Origin of the sequence: Xanthobacter wiegelii (assembly GCF_043193855.2) — a bacterium.
Classification (GTDB): Bacteria; Pseudomonadota; Alphaproteobacteria; order Rhizobiales; family Xanthobacteraceae; genus Xanthobacter; species Xanthobacter flavus_A.
In genome coordinates, this window is the sequence record NZ_CM195529.1 from 2,394,837 (window position 1) to 2,412,268 (window position 17,432).

General features: G+C 66.9%; 16 protein-coding genes. 9 read left to right on the forward strand and 7 right to left on the reverse strand.

What is annotated here, in order from left to right:
• Positions 1-32: 32 nt before the first annotated feature.
• The 4 genes from V5F63_RS10970 to V5F63_RS10985 all read right to left on the reverse strand — a co-directional run bounded on the left by V5F63_RS10970 (position 33) and on the right by V5F63_RS10985 (position 4,666).
• On the reverse strand, positions 33-749 hold the full coding sequence (locus V5F63_RS10970) for an amino acid ABC transporter ATP-binding protein (protein ID WP_209490487.1): 717 nt from the start codon (positions 747-749) through the stop codon (positions 33-35).
• Positions 750-823: 74 nt separating this feature from the next.
• On the reverse strand, positions 824-2,233 hold the full coding sequence (locus V5F63_RS10975) for an amino acid ABC transporter permease (RefSeq protein ID WP_209489065.1): 1,410 nt from the start codon (positions 2,231-2,233) through the stop codon (positions 824-826).
• 1 nt (position 2,234) lies between these two features.
• Positions 2,235-3,530, reverse strand: coding sequence for an amino acid ABC transporter permease (locus V5F63_RS10980; protein ID WP_209489066.1), 1,296 nt, complete (start codon positions 3,528-3,530; stop codon positions 2,235-2,237).
• 125 nt (positions 3,531-3,655) lie between these two features.
• The gene (locus tag V5F63_RS10985) at positions 3,656-4,666 is read right to left on the reverse strand and encodes an amino acid ABC transporter substrate-binding protein (protein WP_209489067.1); all 1,011 of its coding nucleotides are present in this window, start codon (positions 4,664-4,666) and stop codon (positions 3,656-3,658) included.
• 176 nt (positions 4,667-4,842) lie between these two features.
• Between V5F63_RS10985 and metC the strand changes: the two genes are divergently transcribed.
• Positions 4,843-6,057, forward strand: a complete 1,215-nt coding sequence (gene metC / locus V5F63_RS10990) for a cystathionine beta-lyase (protein WP_209489068.1) — start codon at positions 4,843-4,845, stop codon at positions 6,055-6,057.
• A 77-nt stretch (positions 6,058-6,134) separates the two neighbouring features.
• Entirely contained in the window at positions 6,135-6,329 is a 195-nt protein-coding gene (locus tag V5F63_RS10995; RefSeq protein WP_209489069.1) for a hypothetical protein, read from the forward strand.
• 13 nt (positions 6,330-6,342) lie between these two features.
• Here the strand turns inward: V5F63_RS10995 and panC are convergent, their stop codons facing one another.
• A complete protein-coding gene (gene panC / locus V5F63_RS11000; protein WP_209489070.1) occupies positions 6,343-7,188 on the reverse strand; it encodes a pantoate--beta-alanine ligase in 846 nt (281 codons plus the stop codon).
• 149 nt (positions 7,189-7,337) lie between these two features.
• Here panC and V5F63_RS11005 point away from each other — a divergent pair, with 149 nt between their 5' ends.
• Together V5F63_RS11005 and V5F63_RS11010 are read left to right on the forward strand one after the other, a co-directional pair.
• A complete protein-coding gene (locus tag V5F63_RS11005) occupies positions 7,338-8,072 on the forward strand; it encodes a VWA domain-containing protein (RefSeq protein WP_394101799.1) in 735 nt (244 codons plus the stop codon).
• Positions 8,073-8,142: 70 nt separating this feature from the next.
• Positions 8,143-8,862: a J domain-containing protein gene (locus V5F63_RS11010; protein ID WP_209489072.1), complete on the forward strand. Its 720-nt coding sequence runs from the start codon at positions 8,143-8,145 to the stop codon at positions 8,860-8,862.
• A 15-nt stretch (positions 8,863-8,877) separates the two neighbouring features.
• Here V5F63_RS11010 and V5F63_RS11015 read toward each other — a convergent pair whose 3' ends face one another.
• Positions 8,878-10,914: a serine hydrolase gene (locus V5F63_RS11015; protein ID WP_394101800.1), complete on the reverse strand. Its 2,037-nt coding sequence runs from the start codon at positions 10,912-10,914 to the stop codon at positions 8,878-8,880.
• 294 nt (positions 10,915-11,208) lie between these two features.
• On the opposite strand from V5F63_RS11015, the gene V5F63_RS11020 reads away from it, so the two are divergent.
• The 3 genes from V5F63_RS11020 to clpA all read left to right on the forward strand — a co-directional run bounded on the left by V5F63_RS11020 (position 11,209) and on the right by clpA (position 15,101).
• Positions 11,209-11,541, forward strand: a complete 333-nt coding sequence (locus V5F63_RS11020) for a phasin family protein (protein ID WP_209489074.1) — start codon at positions 11,209-11,211, stop codon at positions 11,539-11,541.
• Positions 11,542-12,078: 537 nt separating this feature from the next.
• Positions 12,079-12,405, forward strand: coding sequence for an ATP-dependent Clp protease adapter ClpS (gene clpS / locus V5F63_RS11025; protein WP_209490489.1), 327 nt, complete (start codon positions 12,079-12,081; stop codon positions 12,403-12,405).
• 245 nt (positions 12,406-12,650) lie between these two features.
• Positions 12,651-15,101: an ATP-dependent Clp protease ATP-binding subunit ClpA gene (clpA, locus tag V5F63_RS11030; RefSeq protein WP_209489075.1), complete on the forward strand. Its 2,451-nt coding sequence runs from the start codon at positions 12,651-12,653 to the stop codon at positions 15,099-15,101.
• 196 nt (positions 15,102-15,297) lie between these two features.
• On the opposite strand, the gene V5F63_RS11035 is transcribed toward clpA, so the two are convergent.
• Positions 15,298-15,804 carry a sterol desaturase family protein gene (locus tag V5F63_RS11035; RefSeq protein ID WP_394028636.1) on the reverse strand — a complete coding sequence of 169 codons (507 nt, stop codon included), beginning with the start codon at positions 15,802-15,804 and terminating at the stop codon, positions 15,298-15,300.
• Between the two features lie 143 nt (positions 15,805-15,947).
• On the opposite strand from V5F63_RS11035, the gene V5F63_RS11040 reads away from it, so the two are divergent.
• The gene (locus tag V5F63_RS11040) at positions 15,948-16,328 is read left to right on the forward strand and encodes a 4a-hydroxytetrahydrobiopterin dehydratase (protein WP_394028637.1); all 381 of its coding nucleotides are present in this window, start codon (positions 15,948-15,950) and stop codon (positions 16,326-16,328) included.
• A 42-nt stretch (positions 16,329-16,370) separates the two neighbouring features.
• Positions 16,371-17,429, forward strand: coding sequence for an aminotransferase class III-fold pyridoxal phosphate-dependent enzyme (locus V5F63_RS11045; RefSeq protein ID WP_394101801.1), 1,059 nt, complete (start codon positions 16,371-16,373; stop codon positions 17,427-17,429).
• Positions 17,430-17,432 lie beyond the last annotated feature (3 nt).

Here is a 17,432-nt window from a genome sequence, read left to right on the forward strand (position 1 = left end):
GGCGGAACCGGAGGACGACGTTCTTCGGCGCCTCAATGCAGGATCTGGCTGAGGAACAGCTTGGTCCGCTCGTGCTGCGGGTTGGAGAAGAAGGCGTTGGGCTCGTTCATCTCCACGATCTGCCCCGCATCCATGAAGATCACCCGGTTCGCCACCTGACGCGCGAAGCCCATTTCATGGGTCACGCACAGCATGGTCATGCCGTCCTGGGCGAGCGAGACCATGGTGTCGAGCACCTCCTTCACCATTTCCGGATCGAGGGCCGAGGTGGGCTCGTCGAACAGCATGATGCGCGGCCGCATGCAGAGCGCGCGGGCGATGGCGACGCGCTGCTGCTGGCCGCCGGAGAGCTGGCCGGGATATTTGTGGGCCTGGTGCGGGATCTTCACCTTCTCGAGGAAGTGCATGGCCAGTTCCTCGGCCTCCTTCTTCGGCATCTTGCGCACCCACATGGGGGCAAGCGTGCAGTTCTCGAGGATGGTGAGGTGCGGGAACAGGTTGAAGTGCTGGAAGCACATGCCCACCTCGCGGCGCACCTCGTCGATGCGCTTGAGGTCGTCGGTCAGCTCGATGCCATCCACCACGATGCGGCCCTTCTGGTGCTCCTCCAGACGGTTGATGCAGCGGATGAGGGTGGACTTGCCGGAGCCGGACGGCCCGCAGATGACGAGGCGCTCGCCCCGCTCCACGGTCAGGTTCACGTCACGCAGGACGTGGAAGTCGCCGTACCATTTGTTCACGCCGGTCATCTCGACGGCGATCTTGGGGGCGGTCGCCTCGTCGGCGGCGATGATGGGATCTGCGCTCACGTGTGTTGCCCCTCTCAGTGCCGGTGAGCCCGATCGAGGCGCTTCTCCAGCGCCATCGAATACCGGGACATGCCGAAGCAGAAGACGAAGTAGATGATGCCGGCGAAGCCGAAGCCGGTGAACAGGGTGGTGGGCGAGGCCCAGTTGGGATCGGTGAAGGCCGCGCGCATGGAGCCGAGCAGGTCGAAGATCGAGACGATCAGCACCAGCGTCGTATCCTTGAACAGGCCGATGAAGTTGTTGACGATGCCCGGGATAACCAGCTTGAGCGCCTGCGGCAGCACGACGAGGCGCATCATGAGCCCCGAGCGCAGTCCCACCGCCATGGCGCCCTCATACTGGCCCTTGGGGATCGCCTGCAGGCCGCCGCGCACCACCTCCGCCATGTAGGCCGAGGCGAACAAGGCGACGCCCACCAGCGCCCGCAGCAGCCCGTCGATGGTGAAGCGGCCGGGCAGGAACAGGGGCAGCATGTAGGTGGCGAAGAACAGCACCGTGATGAGCGGCACGCCGCGCCAGAACTCGATGAAGATGATGCACAGCCACTTCACCAGTGGCAGGCGCGAGCGCCGGCCCAGCGCCAGCAGGATGCCGAACGGGAGGGAAACGGTGATGCCGGTGACGGCGATCACCAGCGTCACCAGAAGTCCGCCCCACAGGCGCGTCTCGACCTGGGGCAGCCCCACGTCGATGTCCACCGCCAGCAGCACCACCGCCAGCACGCCGAGGATGCTCAGCGTGGTCTTCGCCGACGAGCGCCCACCCTCCGGCCCCGCAAGGACGCGGGAGATACCGTAGGCGATGGCGGTCAGGAGCACGGTGGAAAGGGCATAGTCGATCCAGAAGCCGGTCCTCAGCCCCTGCGGGCCACCGAGGGCGGAAAAGTTGACGCCGAGCCAGCCGAGCACGAAGCGCTGGAGATCGAGGTTGCCGCCGGTGAGCAGCACGAAGGCGACCACCGGATAGGCGCCGAAGAAGAGGATCGCGTTGAGCCGCTTGTACGGCACGCTCTGGATCAGCAGCGGCAGCAGCAGAAGGGCGCCGAGCCAGTAGACCACATTCACCCGCCAGCGCTCGCTGGCCGGATAGAAGCCGTAGATGAGCTGGTCGAGCTTGGCCCAGATGAAGGGCCAGCAGGCGCCCACCGGACGGCCGAGCTTCTCGGCGAGGCAGGCGTCGCGGTTGGTGCCGGTCCACACCGCATCGATCAGGAAGAATTTGATCAGCGGCGGCACGGTGACATAGAGCAGCCACAGGCCGAACAGCGTCAGCAGCACCTGGGGCACGGAGCCGAACAGGTGCTGGCGGGCCCACAGGATGGGCCCCCGGGTCGCGACCGGAGCCGGCTGGGGCTCGTGGAACGCCGTCGAGACGAAGGGTGTCGCGGGCGTGATGGAGGGGCGGGGGGCGGAGATGTCCGTCATGTCACCGCTCCACCAGCGCGACGCGCTTGTTGTACCAGCCCATGATCGCCGAGGTGACGATGGAGATGGTGAGATAGACCGCCATGATGATGGCGATGATCTCGATGGCCTGTCCGGTCTGGTTCAGCGTTGTGCCCGCGAACACCGCGAACAGGTCGGGATAGCCCACCGCGACGCCAAGCGAGGAGTTCTTGGTGAGGTTGAGATACTGGCTGGTGAGCGGCGGCACGATCACCCGCATGGCCTGAGGGATGATGACGAGGCGCAGCGTCGGCCCATTGCGCAGGCCCAGCGAATGGGCCGCCTCGCTCTGGCCCTTCGACACCGCCAGGATGCCCGAGCGCACGATCTCGGCGATGAAGCCGCCGGTGTAGATGGAGAGTGCCAGCAGCAGCGACACGAATTCGGGGATGACGCGCAGGCCGCCAGCGAAGTTGAAGCCACGCAGTTCCGGCTTCTCCACACTCACCGGAAAGCCCATCGCGGCGGAGGCGAGGAGGGGCAGCACGATGATCAGGCCGAGGGAGGTCCAGAAGACGGGGAAGAAACGACCCGTCGCCTCCCGCCGCTTCTTTGCCCAACGTGCGAGCAGGAAGCTCAAGACGAAGGCGGCGATGAGGGCGTAGAGGATGGCCATGGAGCCGTCCTCGAAGATCGGGCGCGGCACCACGAGGCCGCGATTGTTGATGAACACCCCCGGGGCGGCGAGGGTGGCCGCATAGGCCGAGAGCGGGGCGCCGAGGAAGCCGAGGCCGATGGAGGACAGGCCCGAGCCGATGGCGCCGAGCAGCGGCTGGAGGCCGAAGCCCCAGCTCTGGCGTGGTCCCGGCAGGGTGGCCAGCACGGCGAGGTACCAGAACATGATCTGGAACAGCGGCGGCAGGTTGCGCGTGATCTCCACATAAGCGGAGGCCAGCGCCTTGATGACCACATTCTTCGACAGCCGGGCCACGCCCATCAGGAAGCCGATGAGGGTCGCGAGGATGACACCGAGGAAGGCCACCAGCAGGGTGTTGAGCAGGCCCACCAGGAAGGCGCGGCCGTAGGACATGGATTCGTTGTAGGGGACCAGCGACTGGCTGATGGCGAAGCCGGCGCGGTTGTCGAGGAAGCCGAAGCCTGAGGCGATGCCGAGCCGGGTCAGGTTGGACTGGGCGTTGGAATAGAACGACCACAGCAGCCAGACGAGGATGATCGCGACGGTGATCTGGATCACCTGCGACCGCAGCTTTGGATCCGTCCAGGACCAGCGACGGCCCGTCGGCCGCGGCGGCGCGGCAGGGCTGACTTCAGACATGAAACCCCCGAAAGCTCAGGCCTTTGGCCTGTGTTATTGGTGACGGAGGGCACGATGGCCGCGTCCTCCGTCCCGTTTCAAGCCCAGCTCTCAGGCAAGGCGCGGGCCAACGGCCCGGATCAGCCTCAGCGCACCGGCGGACCGTACTGGATGCCGCCCTTGGTCCAGAGGTTGTTCAGGCCGCGTTCGATGCCGAGCGGCGTGGCGGGGCCGACGTTGCGGTCGTAGATCTCGCCGTAATTGCCGGTGGCCTTGAGGATGCGCACCACCCAGTCGGGGGTGAGGCCGATGCCCTCGCCATATTTGCCGTCGGTGCCGAGCAGGCGCTTGATGTCCGGGTTCTCGGACTTCACCTGCTCGTCCACGTTCTTCTGGGTGATGCCCAGCTCTTCGGAGTTGAGCAGCGCAAAGTAGGTCCACTTCACGAGGTCGAACCACTGGTCGTCGCCATGGCGGACCAGCGGGCCGAGGGGCTCCTTGGAGATGGTCTCGGGCAGGAGGACATGGTCGGCCGGGTTGGTGAGCTTCAGGCGCACCGCGGCGAGCTGGGACTTGTCCGAGGTGAACACGTCGCAGCGGCCGGATTCATAGGCCTTCACCGTCTCGTCGAGGGTCGCGAAGGCGATGACCTCGCGATACTTCATGTTGTTGGCGCGGAAATAGTCGCCGACATTCAGCTCGTTGGAGGTGCCCGTCTGCACGCAGATGGAGGCTTCCTGCAGCTCCTTTGCGGACTTCAGGCCGACCGACTTGCGGATGAGGAAGCCCTGGCCGTCGTAATACATGACGCCGGCGAAGTTGAAGCCCAGTGTGGTGTCGCGCGACATGGTCCAGGTGGTGTTGCGCGACAGCACGTCGATGGCGCCGGAGGTCAGCGCGGTGAAGCGGTCCTTGGCGGAGAGGGGGGTGAACTTCACCTTCGACGGGTCGTTGAAGATGGCGGCGGCGATGGCCCGGCAGAAGTCGACGTCGAGCCCGCTCCATTCATTCTTGTCATTGGGGCTGGAGAAGCCGGGCAGGCCCTGGGTCACGCCGCAGTTGAGGGCGCCTCTCGCCTTCACGTCGTCGAGGGTCGCGGCCTGCACGGCGCCAGCCAGCGACAGAAGTCCTGCTGCTGCGAAGAGGAGTCGTTTCACGGAAGGTTCCTTTTATCGCGATGCCGGCCCTTCCGCCGCCGCTCCTGCCGCTGTCCGGCACGAGATGGCTCGACGGACGGATCAAGGCCGTCTATCCCGCCCATCACAACCCCTCACAGCGGAGCGGTCAATAGCGGCCGGCCGGTCGCAAGCTACCGTGACCACAGGAGACATGCATGTCGGACGCAAGCAGGGATGACCAAGGGGCACACGGAGCGTCAGGCGCGACCCTGGGCGCGGCTACGACGATCGTCCATGCCGGCCGCGATCCCCGCCGCTTCGACGGATTCGTGAACACCCCGGTGGTGCGCGGCTCGACCGTGCTTTATCCGAACTATGATGACCTGATCCACCATCGCGCCCGCTACACCTACGGTCGCCACGGCAATCCCACCAGCGAAAGCCTGCAGGTGGCGCTCACCGCGCTGGAGGGGGGCGACGGCGTGGTGCTCACCCCCTCCGGCCTGTCGGCGGTGACGACGGCGCTGCTCGCGGTGGCCGGCAGCGGCGATCACGTCCTCGTGGTGGACAGCGTTTACCGACCGACCCGCAACTTCTGTGACGGGCTTTTCGCCCGCCTCGGCGTCGAGACCACCTATTACGATCCCCTGATCGGCGCCGGGATCGAGGCGCTGATCCGCCCGAATACCACGGCCATCTTCCTGGAGGCGCCCGGCTCCCAGAGCTTCGAGATGCAGGACGTGCCGGCCATCGTCGCGGTGGCGAAGGCGCGCGGCATCACCACCCTGATCGACAACACCTGGGCGACGCCGGTCTTCTTCAAGCCCCATGCCTTCGGCGTGGACATCTCGATCCAATCGGGCACCAAATACATCTGCGGCCATGCGGACGTGAGCATCGGCACCATCTCCGCCGTGGGAGACGCGCTCCGCAAGGTGCGCGCCACCTATAGCGCGCTGGGCATCACGGTCGGTCCCGACGACATCGCGCTCGCGGCCCGCGGGCTCAGGACGCTGGCCGTGCGCCTCGCCCAGCACCAGAAGGCGGGGCTGGAGATGGCGGAGTGGCTTGCTGCGCGGCCTGAAGTGTCGCGCGTGCTGCATCCGGCGCTGCCGTCCGATCCCGGCCACGCCATCTGGAAGCGCGACTTCTGCGGCGCCAGCGGCCTGTTCAGCCTCATCCTGAAGCCGGTGCCAGAGGCGGCGGTCGCGGCCTTCTTCGATGCGCTCACATTGTTCGGAATGGGCTATTCGTGGGGCGGCTACGAGAGCCTCGCCATCCCGTTCGACTGCAAGGACTACCGCACCGCGACGCCGTGGCAGGTGGAAGGGCCGGCCGTGCGCATCCACATCGGGCTGGAAGACACGGCCGATCTCAAGGCCGATCTCGACCGCGCCTTCGCCCGCATGCGCGAAGTGGCCGGCGGCTAGACGCTTTGGGTATCGGGGAAACCTGACGCGCGGGCGAGCGTTGTCCTGACGAGACACAACATTGTCAGGAGGCCGTAATGCAGGACCCGAACGAAGTCCGCGAGGACGTGGAATTCCATCGTACCGATGGCCGCACGAGGGATGGCGCGCCGGTAAAGCCCGCGGTCCAGGCGCGGCAGGGGGTCACCTCGGGCCGCGTGCTGATGATCCTGTCCGTGGGCCTCGCGCTGGTCGTGATCGGCTTTGCCGCGAGCTACATGGGCGCGGTTTAGGCGCGCCCATAACTCACACCGGAATGTTGTCGATCAGCCGCGTCTCGCCGAGCCATGCCGCGGCGAGCAAGCGGATCGGCTCCTTGGCGTCCTTCAGCGGCGCCAGGGTCTCCGCGTGGCGGGCCGCGACGTAATCCACCCTGAGGCCGAGCGCTGAGATCATTCCGGAAGCCGTGTCTACGGCCGCCTGAGGATCGGTTCCCCCGCGAATCTGTTCAGCGGCGCGGGTGAGGGCGGCATAGATCACCGGGGCAACCTTTCGCTGCTCCTCGTCCAGATAGGCGTTGCGGGAGGAGAGGGCGAGCCCGTCCGCCTCGCGGATCGTCGGGACGGGCACGACCTCCACCCCGAGATCGAGATCCTTCGACAGCCGGGTCACCACCTTGAGCTGCTGGTAGTCCTTCTCGCCGAACATGGCGTAGTCCGGCGCGCACTGGATGAAAAGCTTGCCCACCACCGTGGCGACGCCGCCGAAGAAATGCGGCCGGAAATCGGTCTCAAGCCCTTCGGACGGCCCGCCGACGGCGATGCGGGTGGCGAATCCCGCCGGATACATCTCCGTCGCGGTGGGCGCATAGACGAGATCGACGCCGACGTCCGCCAGCCTGTTGAGGTCCGCCTCGAGCGCGCGGGGGTATTTGTCGAAATCCTCGTGCGGGGCGAACTGGGCCGGGTTGACGAAGATCGACACCACGGTTCGTCCGGCGAGTTCCCGTGCCTTTTCCGCCAGCGCCATGTGGCCCACGTGCAGAGCGCCCATGGTGGGAACCAGCGCCACCTTCGAGCCCTCGGCGCGGAAGCCCGCCACCGCCGCCCGCAGGTCGCGCACGCGGCCCACAACCTTCGGCAAAGTCGCCATCATCCCATCCCCTCGCCACGGCGCACGGCCGCTTGGGGGGTGCAGATAGGCCCTGCGCCGCCCGGCATCAAGCCATAGTCCGTCGCGGGGCGGGCAGGGGCCTTGGTGGGGCGGCCGTTGGAGCTTATGTGTGAGACGGAGAGGATCGGATGGCCACGCGCGACGACAGCAAGGGAAAACTGGCGGAAACCCGGGCGGCAGCATCCGTGCCCGTTTCCGGCGCCGGCGAGGTTGAGGCGTTTCTCGCGGCGGCCCGCAGCATGCCTCCGGCCCGACCGGTGGACGGACGGGGCCGGCTGTCCTTCGCCTTGGACGCCACCGGGTCGCGCCAACCCACTTGGGCGCTTGCCTGCGACATCCAGGCCGACATGTTTGCCTCCGCCGCCGCCCACGGCGGGCTGGATATGCAGATCGTGTATTACCGGGGCCAGGACGAGTGCCGCGCCTCGCCCTTCGTGCGCGATGCCGCGACCCTCGGCGGCATGATGCGCCGCATCTCCTGCATGGGCGGCCTCACCCAGATCAACCGCGTCCTTGGCCATCTCGGCAAGGAGGCGGAACGCTCTGGGCTGAGGGCCGCCGTGTTCGTCGGCGACGCGGTGGAGGAGGATCCGGCGGCGCTGAAGGAGGCGGCCGGGCAGCTCGCACTGCGCGGCGTGAAGCTGTTCATGTTCCAGGAGGGGCACGACGCTCGCGTGGAGGATGTCTTTCGTGGCCTGGCGCAGGTCACCGGTGGTGCCTGGTGCCGGTTCGATCCCTCCGCCGCCGGCGAGCTGAGGCAGTTGCTTGCGGCCGTGGCGGCCTATGCGGCCGGCGGGCAGCGTGCCCTGACCTCCCGCCGCGACGATGGCGCCCGGCGCCTGATCGCGGCCATGGGCCGTTGACGGCGGTGGACCTTCACCCCTTAACGCATCCCGCCGGCGCAACAGCGCGGCGATCGCTCCGGAGTTTTGCGTGATTACCCTTGTTGCCGGTGCGTTGCTGCTGCTGATCGGACTCTATGGCCTCTCGGTCTGGACCAAGGCCGACCCCAAGGTGCTGATCGCGACGATGATGCGGACGCTGGCCTATGCGGCGCTGCTCGGCGCCGCCGGGGCGCTGGTGACGGGGCGGATCGGCATCGCGCTTCCGCTCGGCGCCGCCGGCATTGCGCTTCTGGGACGGCTCGACCCTCAGGGGATCGGCGGCTATCTCGGCGGGCTGTTCAAGCGCCGCAGCGCGCCGAAGACCTCGGGTGTCCGCACGGCGATGTTCGAGATGGAACTGGACCACGCCACCGGCGACATGGGCGGTACGATCCTCGCCGGTGCCCATGCGGGGCGGCGTCTGGAGGAGATGGACATCCCCTCCCTTGTGGCGCTGCGCCCGCAGTGCGATGCGCAGTCGCTCGCTTTACTCGAAGCTTATCTCGACCGCCGGGCGCCCGCCTGGCGTGAGGACGCACAGGGATACGCGGGTGCGGGGGATGTGGGCGGAGGCGGTGGCCTGGACGCTGCGATGTCCGAGGAGGAAGCCTATCAGGTCCTTGGCCTTCAGCCGGGCGCGGGCGCGGAGGCTGTCCGCGCGGCGCACCGATCCCTCATGAAGAAGCTCCACCCCGATCACGGGGGAAGCGACTATCTCGCGTCGAGGATCAACCGAGCGAAGGACGTGATCTTGCGCAAGCATCGCTGATTCTCTGGCAGGACTTCAGTTCCTGATAGGCATGCAGTCGAAATCGTTACGCTTGAGTAAACGGCAAGCTTCCTTCGCCGACTTCTCGTCAAAGCCGGCGAACCGGGCGCGGTAGAGTTCGGACGAACCCTTGGACACCTTCTCGGTGTAGGGATCGGCGCCGGTCAGCGCGGACTTCACGCGGGCACGGGCGGCGTCGAGCTTGCTGCGGGCCTCGCGCTCGCCGTCGAACGCGCCGATCTGGATGCTCCATCCGGCTTTGGCCGAGGCGGGGGCATGGCTGCGCTGGGAGGATGCCGGAGCGGCCGCGGGATGCGGGACCGCCACAGGAGCGAGGGACGCGGTGCGCACCGGCCTTGCGGGCTGCGGGGCGGCTTGTGCGCGGGCGGCATTGTCCACGACACCTTCGCGCGCGGAGCGCAGGGCGCGGGCGTAGGGATCGTCCGGCTCCATGGCGGCGATGCGCGCGGCCCGCATCGCCTGCTCGGCGGCGGCATCGGGCGCGCCGAGCCTCGAGGTGTCCTTGCCGGCCGGGGTCGCAGCCGCAGCCTCGGCGCGGGCGGCAACCTGCTGGGGCTTCACATGGGCGCGGCCTTCGGCAGCGGCGGTCGCGGCCGCGGCGGCCGGCGACTGGGCGAGGCTCGACGGTCCGAGATAGCCGAGCATGCCGGCGGGGGCGGCCGTGAACTGGGTGGTGGTGGCGACCTGCATGGGGGCCGGGGCAGGCGCTGCGGCGACGCTGGCGGCGGTGGGCTTCTGGATCGCCACCGTCTTCACGGCGACCGGCTTGATGGGCTCGGCGGAGCCTGGCTTGACCTCGGGCCGCGCCTGCGGGAGCGGGACGCTCGGGGCGGCGGCCACCACGACGGCGTTGGCGCTGCGCGCGCCGGGCTTTGCCGAGATGGAGGCGGTGCTCGCCGGCTCCGCATTGGCCTCCACCACCACCGGCTTCGGTAGCGGCGCCACGGCATGGGGCTGAATTTCGTCGCGGGCAGCCGCGATCGGCATGGGTGCGCTGAAGCTGCCCGGCTTGCCGATGGAGAAGGCGTTGTCGGCCACCTCCGTGATCTTCGGAGCGACACGGCCGCCGGCATAGGCGGTGGGGAGATTCTGGCTGATGAGGCTGCTCATCCGCGCATCACGGGAGCCGCCGCTGGAGCCGCCGAGGACGACGCCGACGAGATAGCGGCCGTCGCGCTTCACGGACGTCACCAGATTGTAGCCCGAGGCATTGGTGTAGCCGGTCTTGATGCCATCCACGCCCTCGATCCGGCCCAGCAGCCGGTTGTGGTTCCCGATGGCCTGACCCTTGTAATAGAAGGTCCGAGTGGCGAAGTATTTGTATTGCTTCGGGAAACGGTCCTGGATCGCGCGGCCGAGGATCGACAGGTCGCGCGCGGTGGTCACTTGGTTCACGTTCGGCAGGCCGGAGGCGTTGCGATAGACCGTGCGGCTCATGCCCAGCGCGCGGGCCTTCTCGGTCATCGCCTCGGCGAAGGCGGATTCAGAGCCGGCGAGATTTTCAGCGATCACCACCGCCACGTCGTTGGCCGAGCGGGTGACCAGCGACTTGATGGCGTCCTCCACCTCGATGGTCTGGCCGGGCCTGACGCCCAGCTTGGATGGCTGCTGTGACGCCGCCTTCGCGGATACCTCCAACTTGCTGTCAAGGCGAAGGTTTCCGGCCTCCAGCTGCTCGAACAGGAGGTAAAGCGTCATAATCTTGGTGACTGAGGCAGGATGTCGCAGGGCGTCCGAATTTTCTTCGTACAGCACCTTGCCGGTATTCCCGTCCACGATGATCGCAGCCGAGCCGTAGCGCCAGCGTCCGCCATCGGGATCGGCGGCAGCGGTCGTCTTGGTATTCGAGGACGGCTTGGCCTTGGATGCGGACTTCGACGTCGACTTGGACGAAGACTTCGCGCTGCGCTCCACCTGTGTCTTCTTGCGCGGCTTCGCGTCGGCCACGGTGGCGGTCAGTGAGAAGGCCGCGAGCACTGCAAGTGCAAGGGCTTTCGAGCAATGTGGCAGACCGCCGCGAGCGTAACGCATGTACTTTTGTCCCGTGTCGCTGGTCGCAGAAGCCGCCCCTCTTCCGAAACACCGATGTGACAGGGAAGCCTTGTGGCAGGCTTGTGCGTCGCACCGGAGGTCCAGGGAAGCGACCAGTGCCTGACCCTAAAAACGCGGAGTTACCAAGGCGTAAACCGGGCGCCCCTGCCACATTGTGCGCTGCACAAAAACGCTTGACTTTCGTTGTGCAGTGCATAATATCCACAACTGAGCGGAGGCATAATCCACTCGACGCAATGCCAGCGCGTTTGCTGGCGCGAAAGGGGACACCCAATGGTTCAGAGCGCTGAAGAGCTCCAGAAGATGAGCAAGGACAACATCGAAGCCGCCGTGAAGAGCTTCGGCACGCTTTCCAAGAGCGCCCAGGCGATCGCGGTGGAAATCGCCGATTACACCAAGGCTTCTTTCGAGCAGGGCAGCGCTGCCCTCGAGAAGCTGCTCGGCGCCAAGACTCTTGAGCAGGCGATCGAGATCCAGCAGTCCTACCTCAAGACTGCCTACGAGGGCGCCGTCGCCCAGGCGACCAAGCTCGGCGAGCTCTACACGGAGCTGGCGAAGGAGGGCTACAAGCCCTTCGAGACCTCTTTCGGCAAGTTCGGCCGCTGAGGCTGGACGCCAAGGCCTTTGGCCTGAGGTTTGGCCCACAGGCGCGCCAGGCGCGCCGGGGCCTTGATGATGCCGCGAGGCCAGCCCCTGGGGGGCGGCCTCACGGTTCCGCGCCGGGGGCTCGTTTCGCGTCGCGCCCCGGCGCCCTCCTTTGATGATGCGGCCGCAAGGCCATCCCCGCCCGGCCCGTGCCGGGCTTTTTGCGTTCAGGGGCATCGAAGGCGGCACGATCTACGCACCTGTTGCGTTCAGGCCTCCGCCAAAGCGCCGCAGGCCGGAATTGTTCCGCTGACCTTGCGCCACGCGCCGTTCCTCCCGACATAAAGGCGGCAGTTACCTGACCGGTGACGCGTGCGCAGCGGTACTGGCGCAGCGGCACCTATTTTTCTATTATTGCCAGCCGTGAGGGGCTGCGCCGAGGCTCCGGGCTGCCGCCGGAGATCGCGGTAGGGCGCGAGGAACATGAAGCACTTTATTCAGTCGTCTCAGCCGGCGCATTCCGCCTCAACGGCGCCCGACCTCGTGCCGACCAGCGCCATGGCGGGCGAGCCGCCGCGCAAGGGCGACGGGCCGGGCACATCCGTCATTACCCGCACCAAGCCGCAGACCAAGCGGCCGAGCCTTTATCGCGTGCTGCTGCTGAATGACGACTACACGCCGATGGAGTTCGTGGTCCATGTGCTCGAACGGTTCTTCAGCAAGAACCGCGACGAGGCGAACCGCATCATGCTCCATGTCCATCACCATGGCGTGGGTGAATGCGGCGTTTTCACCTACGAGGTCGCCGAGACCAAGGTGACGCAGGTGATGGATTTCGCCCGCAAGCATCAGCATCCGCTTCAGTGCGTGATGGAAAAGAAGTGAGCCGCATCCGGCGGCGTTCAAATTTCCCGCAGAAAAAATAATGGTCTCGGCGCCCGAGCCAAAGCTCGGGCGGGTGGGCCGTTCGCGCGCCGTCAAGTGAAATCGGCGCCGGGCGAAAGCGCATTCCTGTCCGCGGGGGACTTGCGCACTGCGGCATCCAGTACGAAGTTTGTGTGAATGGTGCACGTGCTCCGGATCTGGGGGAAGATTCCGAAAGTCCGGAGCGACGCGCGAAAGAGGTGTCGATGCCCACATTCTCACGAAGCCTCGAACAGTCGCTCCATCGCGCTCTGGCCCTCGCGAACGAACGCCACCACGAGTACGCGACTCTCGAGCATCTGCTTCTGTCCCTCGTCGACGATCAGGATGCGGCCGCCGTCATGCGCGCCTGCAACGTCGACATGGAGAAGCTCCGCCGCAATCTCATCGAATATGTCGACACCGAGCTGGAGAATCTCGTCCAGTCCGGCTCTGACGATTCCAAGCCCACGGCCGGTTTCCAGCGCGTCATCCAGCGCGCCGTCATTCATGTCCAGTCCTCTGGCCGCGAGGAGGTGACGGGGGCCAACGTGCTCGTCGCCATCTTCGCCGAGCGCGAGAGCCATGCCGCCTATTTCCTGCAGGAGCAGGACATGACGCGGTACGACGCCGTCAACTACATCTCCCACGGCATCGCCAAGCGCTCCGGCATGTCCGAGAGCCGGCCCGTGCGCGGCGCCGACGAGGAGACCGAGACCAAGTCCGGCGACGACAAGCAGAAGAAGGCCGACGCGCTCGACGCATACTGCATCAACCTCAACAAGAAGGCGCATGAGGGCAAGATCGACCCCCTCATCGGCCGCGACAGCGAGATCACCCGCACCATCCAGGTGCTCTGCCGCCGGCAGAAGAACAACCCGCTGTTCGTGGGCGATCCGGGCGTCGGCAAGACCGCCATCGCCGAGGGCCTCGCTAAGCGCATCAATGACGGCGACGTGCCGGACGTCCTCGCCACCGCCACCGTTTTCGCCCTCGACATGGGCGCGCTGCTCGCCGGCACCCGCTATCGCGGCGACTTCGAGGAGCGCCTCAAGCAGGTGGTGAAGGAGATCGAGGCCTATCCCAACGCGATCATGTTCATCGACGAGATCCACACGGTCATCGGTGCCGGTGCGACTTCGGGCGGGGCCATGGATGCGTCCAACCTTTTGAAGCCGGCGCTGGCCTCGGGGTCGCTGCGCTGCATGGGCTCGACCACCTACAAGGAATACCGCCAGTATTTCGAGAAGGATCGCGCCCTCGTCCGCCGCTTCCAGAAGATCGACGTGGCCGAGCCGACCGTGCCCGACGCCATCGAGATCCTGAAGGGGCTGAAGCCTTACTTCGAGGACTACCACAAGCTGCGCTACACCAACGACGCCATCAAGGCAGCGGTGGAGCTGTCGGCCCGCTACATCCATGACCGCAAGCTGCCGGACAAGGCGATCGACGTGATCGACGAGTCGGGCGCGGCCCAGATGCTGCTGCCCGAGGCCAAGCGCAAGAAGACCATCGGCCTCAAGGAGATCGAGGCGACCATCGCGACCATGGCGCGGATTCCGCCAAAGACCGTCTCCAAGGACGACGCTGAGGTGCTGGCAAACCTGCAGACGACCCTGAAGCGGGTGGTCTACGGGCAGAACAAGGCGATCGAGGCGCTCTCCGCCTCGATCAAGCTGGCCCGTGCCGGCCTGCGCGAGCCGGAGAAGCCCATCGGCTGCTACCTGTTCTCCGGCCCCACCGGCGTCGGCAAGACGGAAGTGGCCAAGCAGCTCGCCTCGATCCTGGGCGTGCAGCTCCTGCGCTTCGACATGTCGGAATATATGGAGCGCCACACCGTGAGCCGCCTCATCGGCGCGCCTCCCGGCTATGTGGGCTTCGACCAGGGCGGCCTGCTGACCGACGGCGTGGATCAGAACCCGCACTGCGTGCTGCTGCTGGACGAGATCGAGAAGGCCCATCCGGACCTCTTCAACATCCTCCTGCAGGTGATGGACCACGGGAAGCTGACTGACCACAACGGCAAGCAGATCGACTTCCGCAACGTGATCCTCATCATGACCACGAACGCCGGTGCCGCCGATCTCGCCAAGGCCGCCTACGGCTTCACCCGCAGCAAGCGCGAGGGCGACGATTCGGAGGCCATCAATCGGACCTTCGCGCCGGAGTTCCGCAACCGCCTCGACGCGGTGATCCCGTTCGGCCACCTTCCGACCGAGGTCATCACCCAGGTGGTGGAAAAGTTCGTGCTCCAGCTGGAGGCGCAGCTCGCCGACCGCAGCGTCACCATCGAGCTCTCCGACGAGGCGGGCGCGTGGCTGGTGGATCGCGGATACGACGAGCAGATGGGGGCGCGGCCCATGGCCCGTGTCATCCAGGAGTTCATCAAGACTCCGCTGGCGGACCTGGTGTTGTTCGGCGCGCTCAAGAACGGCGGCCACGTCCGCGTGGTGGTGGAGGGCGAGGGCAAGGAATCGAAGCTCGGCTTCGAATTCCCCGAAGGCCCCGTCACCCCCAAGCCGGAAAAGATCGTCCCGGCCCCCGCCAAGCGCCGCAAGCCCGCGGCCAAGGCGAAGGCCCGGCCCACCCCCAAGGGCAAGGGCCCGAAGGGCGGACCGGCCGGCGGCTCAGGCCGCTCCGGAAGCCCGGTGCCCAAGCTGCCGCTGGTCAAGGCCTGAGCGCGCCGTCGGGCTACCGTCATCCCCCGGCTTGTCCGGGGGATCCACGGGTCGGCCAAGCTGGTTCTCAGGTGACCATGCATCCGAACTGCGACGGAGTGGATGCCCCGGACAAGCTTGGGCATGACAGCGCAAATAGCAAAAGAGGCGGTCCCATGGGCCGCCTCTTTTCGTTTCAGGATCAGGAATTGCGCGGCTATTCCGCGGGCTCGCTGTTCTTGAGGCTGCCGCCGTGCAGTTTCTTCAGCTTGGCCTTCAGCGCGGCCGGCGGCGGCGCGTAGATGAAGCCGAAGGACACGCAGCCCTCCTTGCCCTCCACCGCATGATGCAGCCGGTGCGCCTGCACCAAGCGCTTGAGATAGCCGTTGCGTGGCACGTAGCGGAACGGCCAGCGCTGATGCGTGATGCCGTCGTGGACGAAGAAATAGAGGAAACCGTAGACGGTCATCCCCACGCCCACCCACAGCAGCGGCCCGCCGTTGCGATAGAAATAGATGAGCAGGATGGAGATGCCGGCGAACACGACGGCGTAGAGGTCGTTGCGCTCGAACACGCCCTCGCGCGGCTCGTGGTGGGATTTGTGCCAGCCCCAGCCCCAGCCGTGCATCACATATTTGTGGGCCGCCCACGCCACGCCTTCCATGGCGGCGACGGTGAGGAGCACGATCGACGTGTTGACGAGAAAGGCGAGCGTGTTCGACATGGTTCTCCATCCGCTGCGACAGTGCGGGTTACGTCGCCGGCCTGTCGCGGGCCTCGTCCTTATACAGCATCACCCGCCCCATGGCGCACTGTGCGAGATCAACTCGATGAACGGCGGCCGCTTGGGTCGTCTTGGGAGCCCCCATGAGCATTGACCGCAAGAAGACATTTCCGCCGGAAGAGGTGATGGCCCACCTCGCCGCCGAGCTGCCGCACTGGCGCTACGAGGACGGCTGGATCAAGCGCACCTACAAGACCAACAGCTGGAAGGGCACGCTGATGGTCATCAACACCGTGGGTCATCTGGCCGAGGTGGCCTGGCACCATCCGGACATCACCGCCTCCTATGCCTGGGTGGAGGTGCGGCTCCAGTCCCACGACGCCAAGGGCATCACCGTGCGCGACCTCGCGCTGGCGAAGAAGATCGAGGAGGTGGTGCAGTGGCAGCCCGGCGCGGCGGAAGACTCGCCGCTGGAAGGTACGCCGCAGCACGATCTGCGCTTTTCCTACATCAAGTACGACTGATCCCGGCGCGCTCCTTGCTTCGGGTGGGGCATGGAGGCGCGTGTGTCCGTAACCACCCCAGACGCTGACGGCATCGAAGCGCCGCCCGACGACTCCGCCGCCGTTTTGGCGCCGGTGCTCGATTTCTCGGGCGCCGTCCGCTTTGATCCCGCGCGGGTCATCGGAGGGGAGGCGGACGATGCTGACAGCGCTTCTGCCTCTGTCCGCTGCGCCGCCCTCCTGACGCAGAATTCCTTCGGCGACGTGGCCCGCTTCTTGCCGGATCGGACGACGGTTTGGCGGGTGGCGGTTGAGACGATCCGCGCCCATCACCGCACGGCGGGGCGGCCCAAGCGACGGGAGATCGTCGTCGTCTCTGACGATCCGCGTCTCCCCCCGGCGCTGGCGCCGGATGCGGGCGTGCGGCGCATCCCGGAGGAGGAAGCCGCCATCGAAGCCGCCATGGGGCCGCAGGTGGCGGCGCTGCTGCTCTCGCCTGCCTCCATCGACGCCGGCCTGCGCTTCCTGTCGGGATCCATCCTCGCGACGGCGCGCCAGATGGCGGATGAGTATGGCGTGGTGCTGCTGTTCGACGAGACCGATGCCGGCCTCGGCCGCACCGGCATGGCCTTCGCCCACGAGTGGCGCGGCGTGGCGCCGGACGTGATGGTGATCGGCGATCTGTCGGGCGGTGCCGAGGACGGGGAGGGCGCCTCCGCGCTGGTGCTCGGCGCGCGTCTCGCCCGCAGCCTGCCTTCCGGCCTGCCGCTGCTGGACGAGGAAGCAGCCACCGGTCTGCACGCGATGCTCTCGGCCGCCTTCGCCCCCGGCTTCGAGGCACGGGTGCAGGAACTGGGCTGGAAACTGGAGGATCGGCTTGCCACCCTGCGCTGGCGCCGTCCGGACCTGTTCTCGGATACAGCGGGCACCGGCCTCGTTCAGGGGTTGGTGTGTGCCGGGCCGGCCGCACCTCTGGCGGAGGTTCTGGCCGGGCAGGGGCTTCTCGTCCGGCCCGTAGGCAACGTCCTTGCCCTGCTGCCGCCGCTGACCGTGACCGAGACGGAGATTGCAGCGGCGGGCGACATCCTCGACGCGGTGGTGGCTGCGATCCCGCCCGCCTGACCG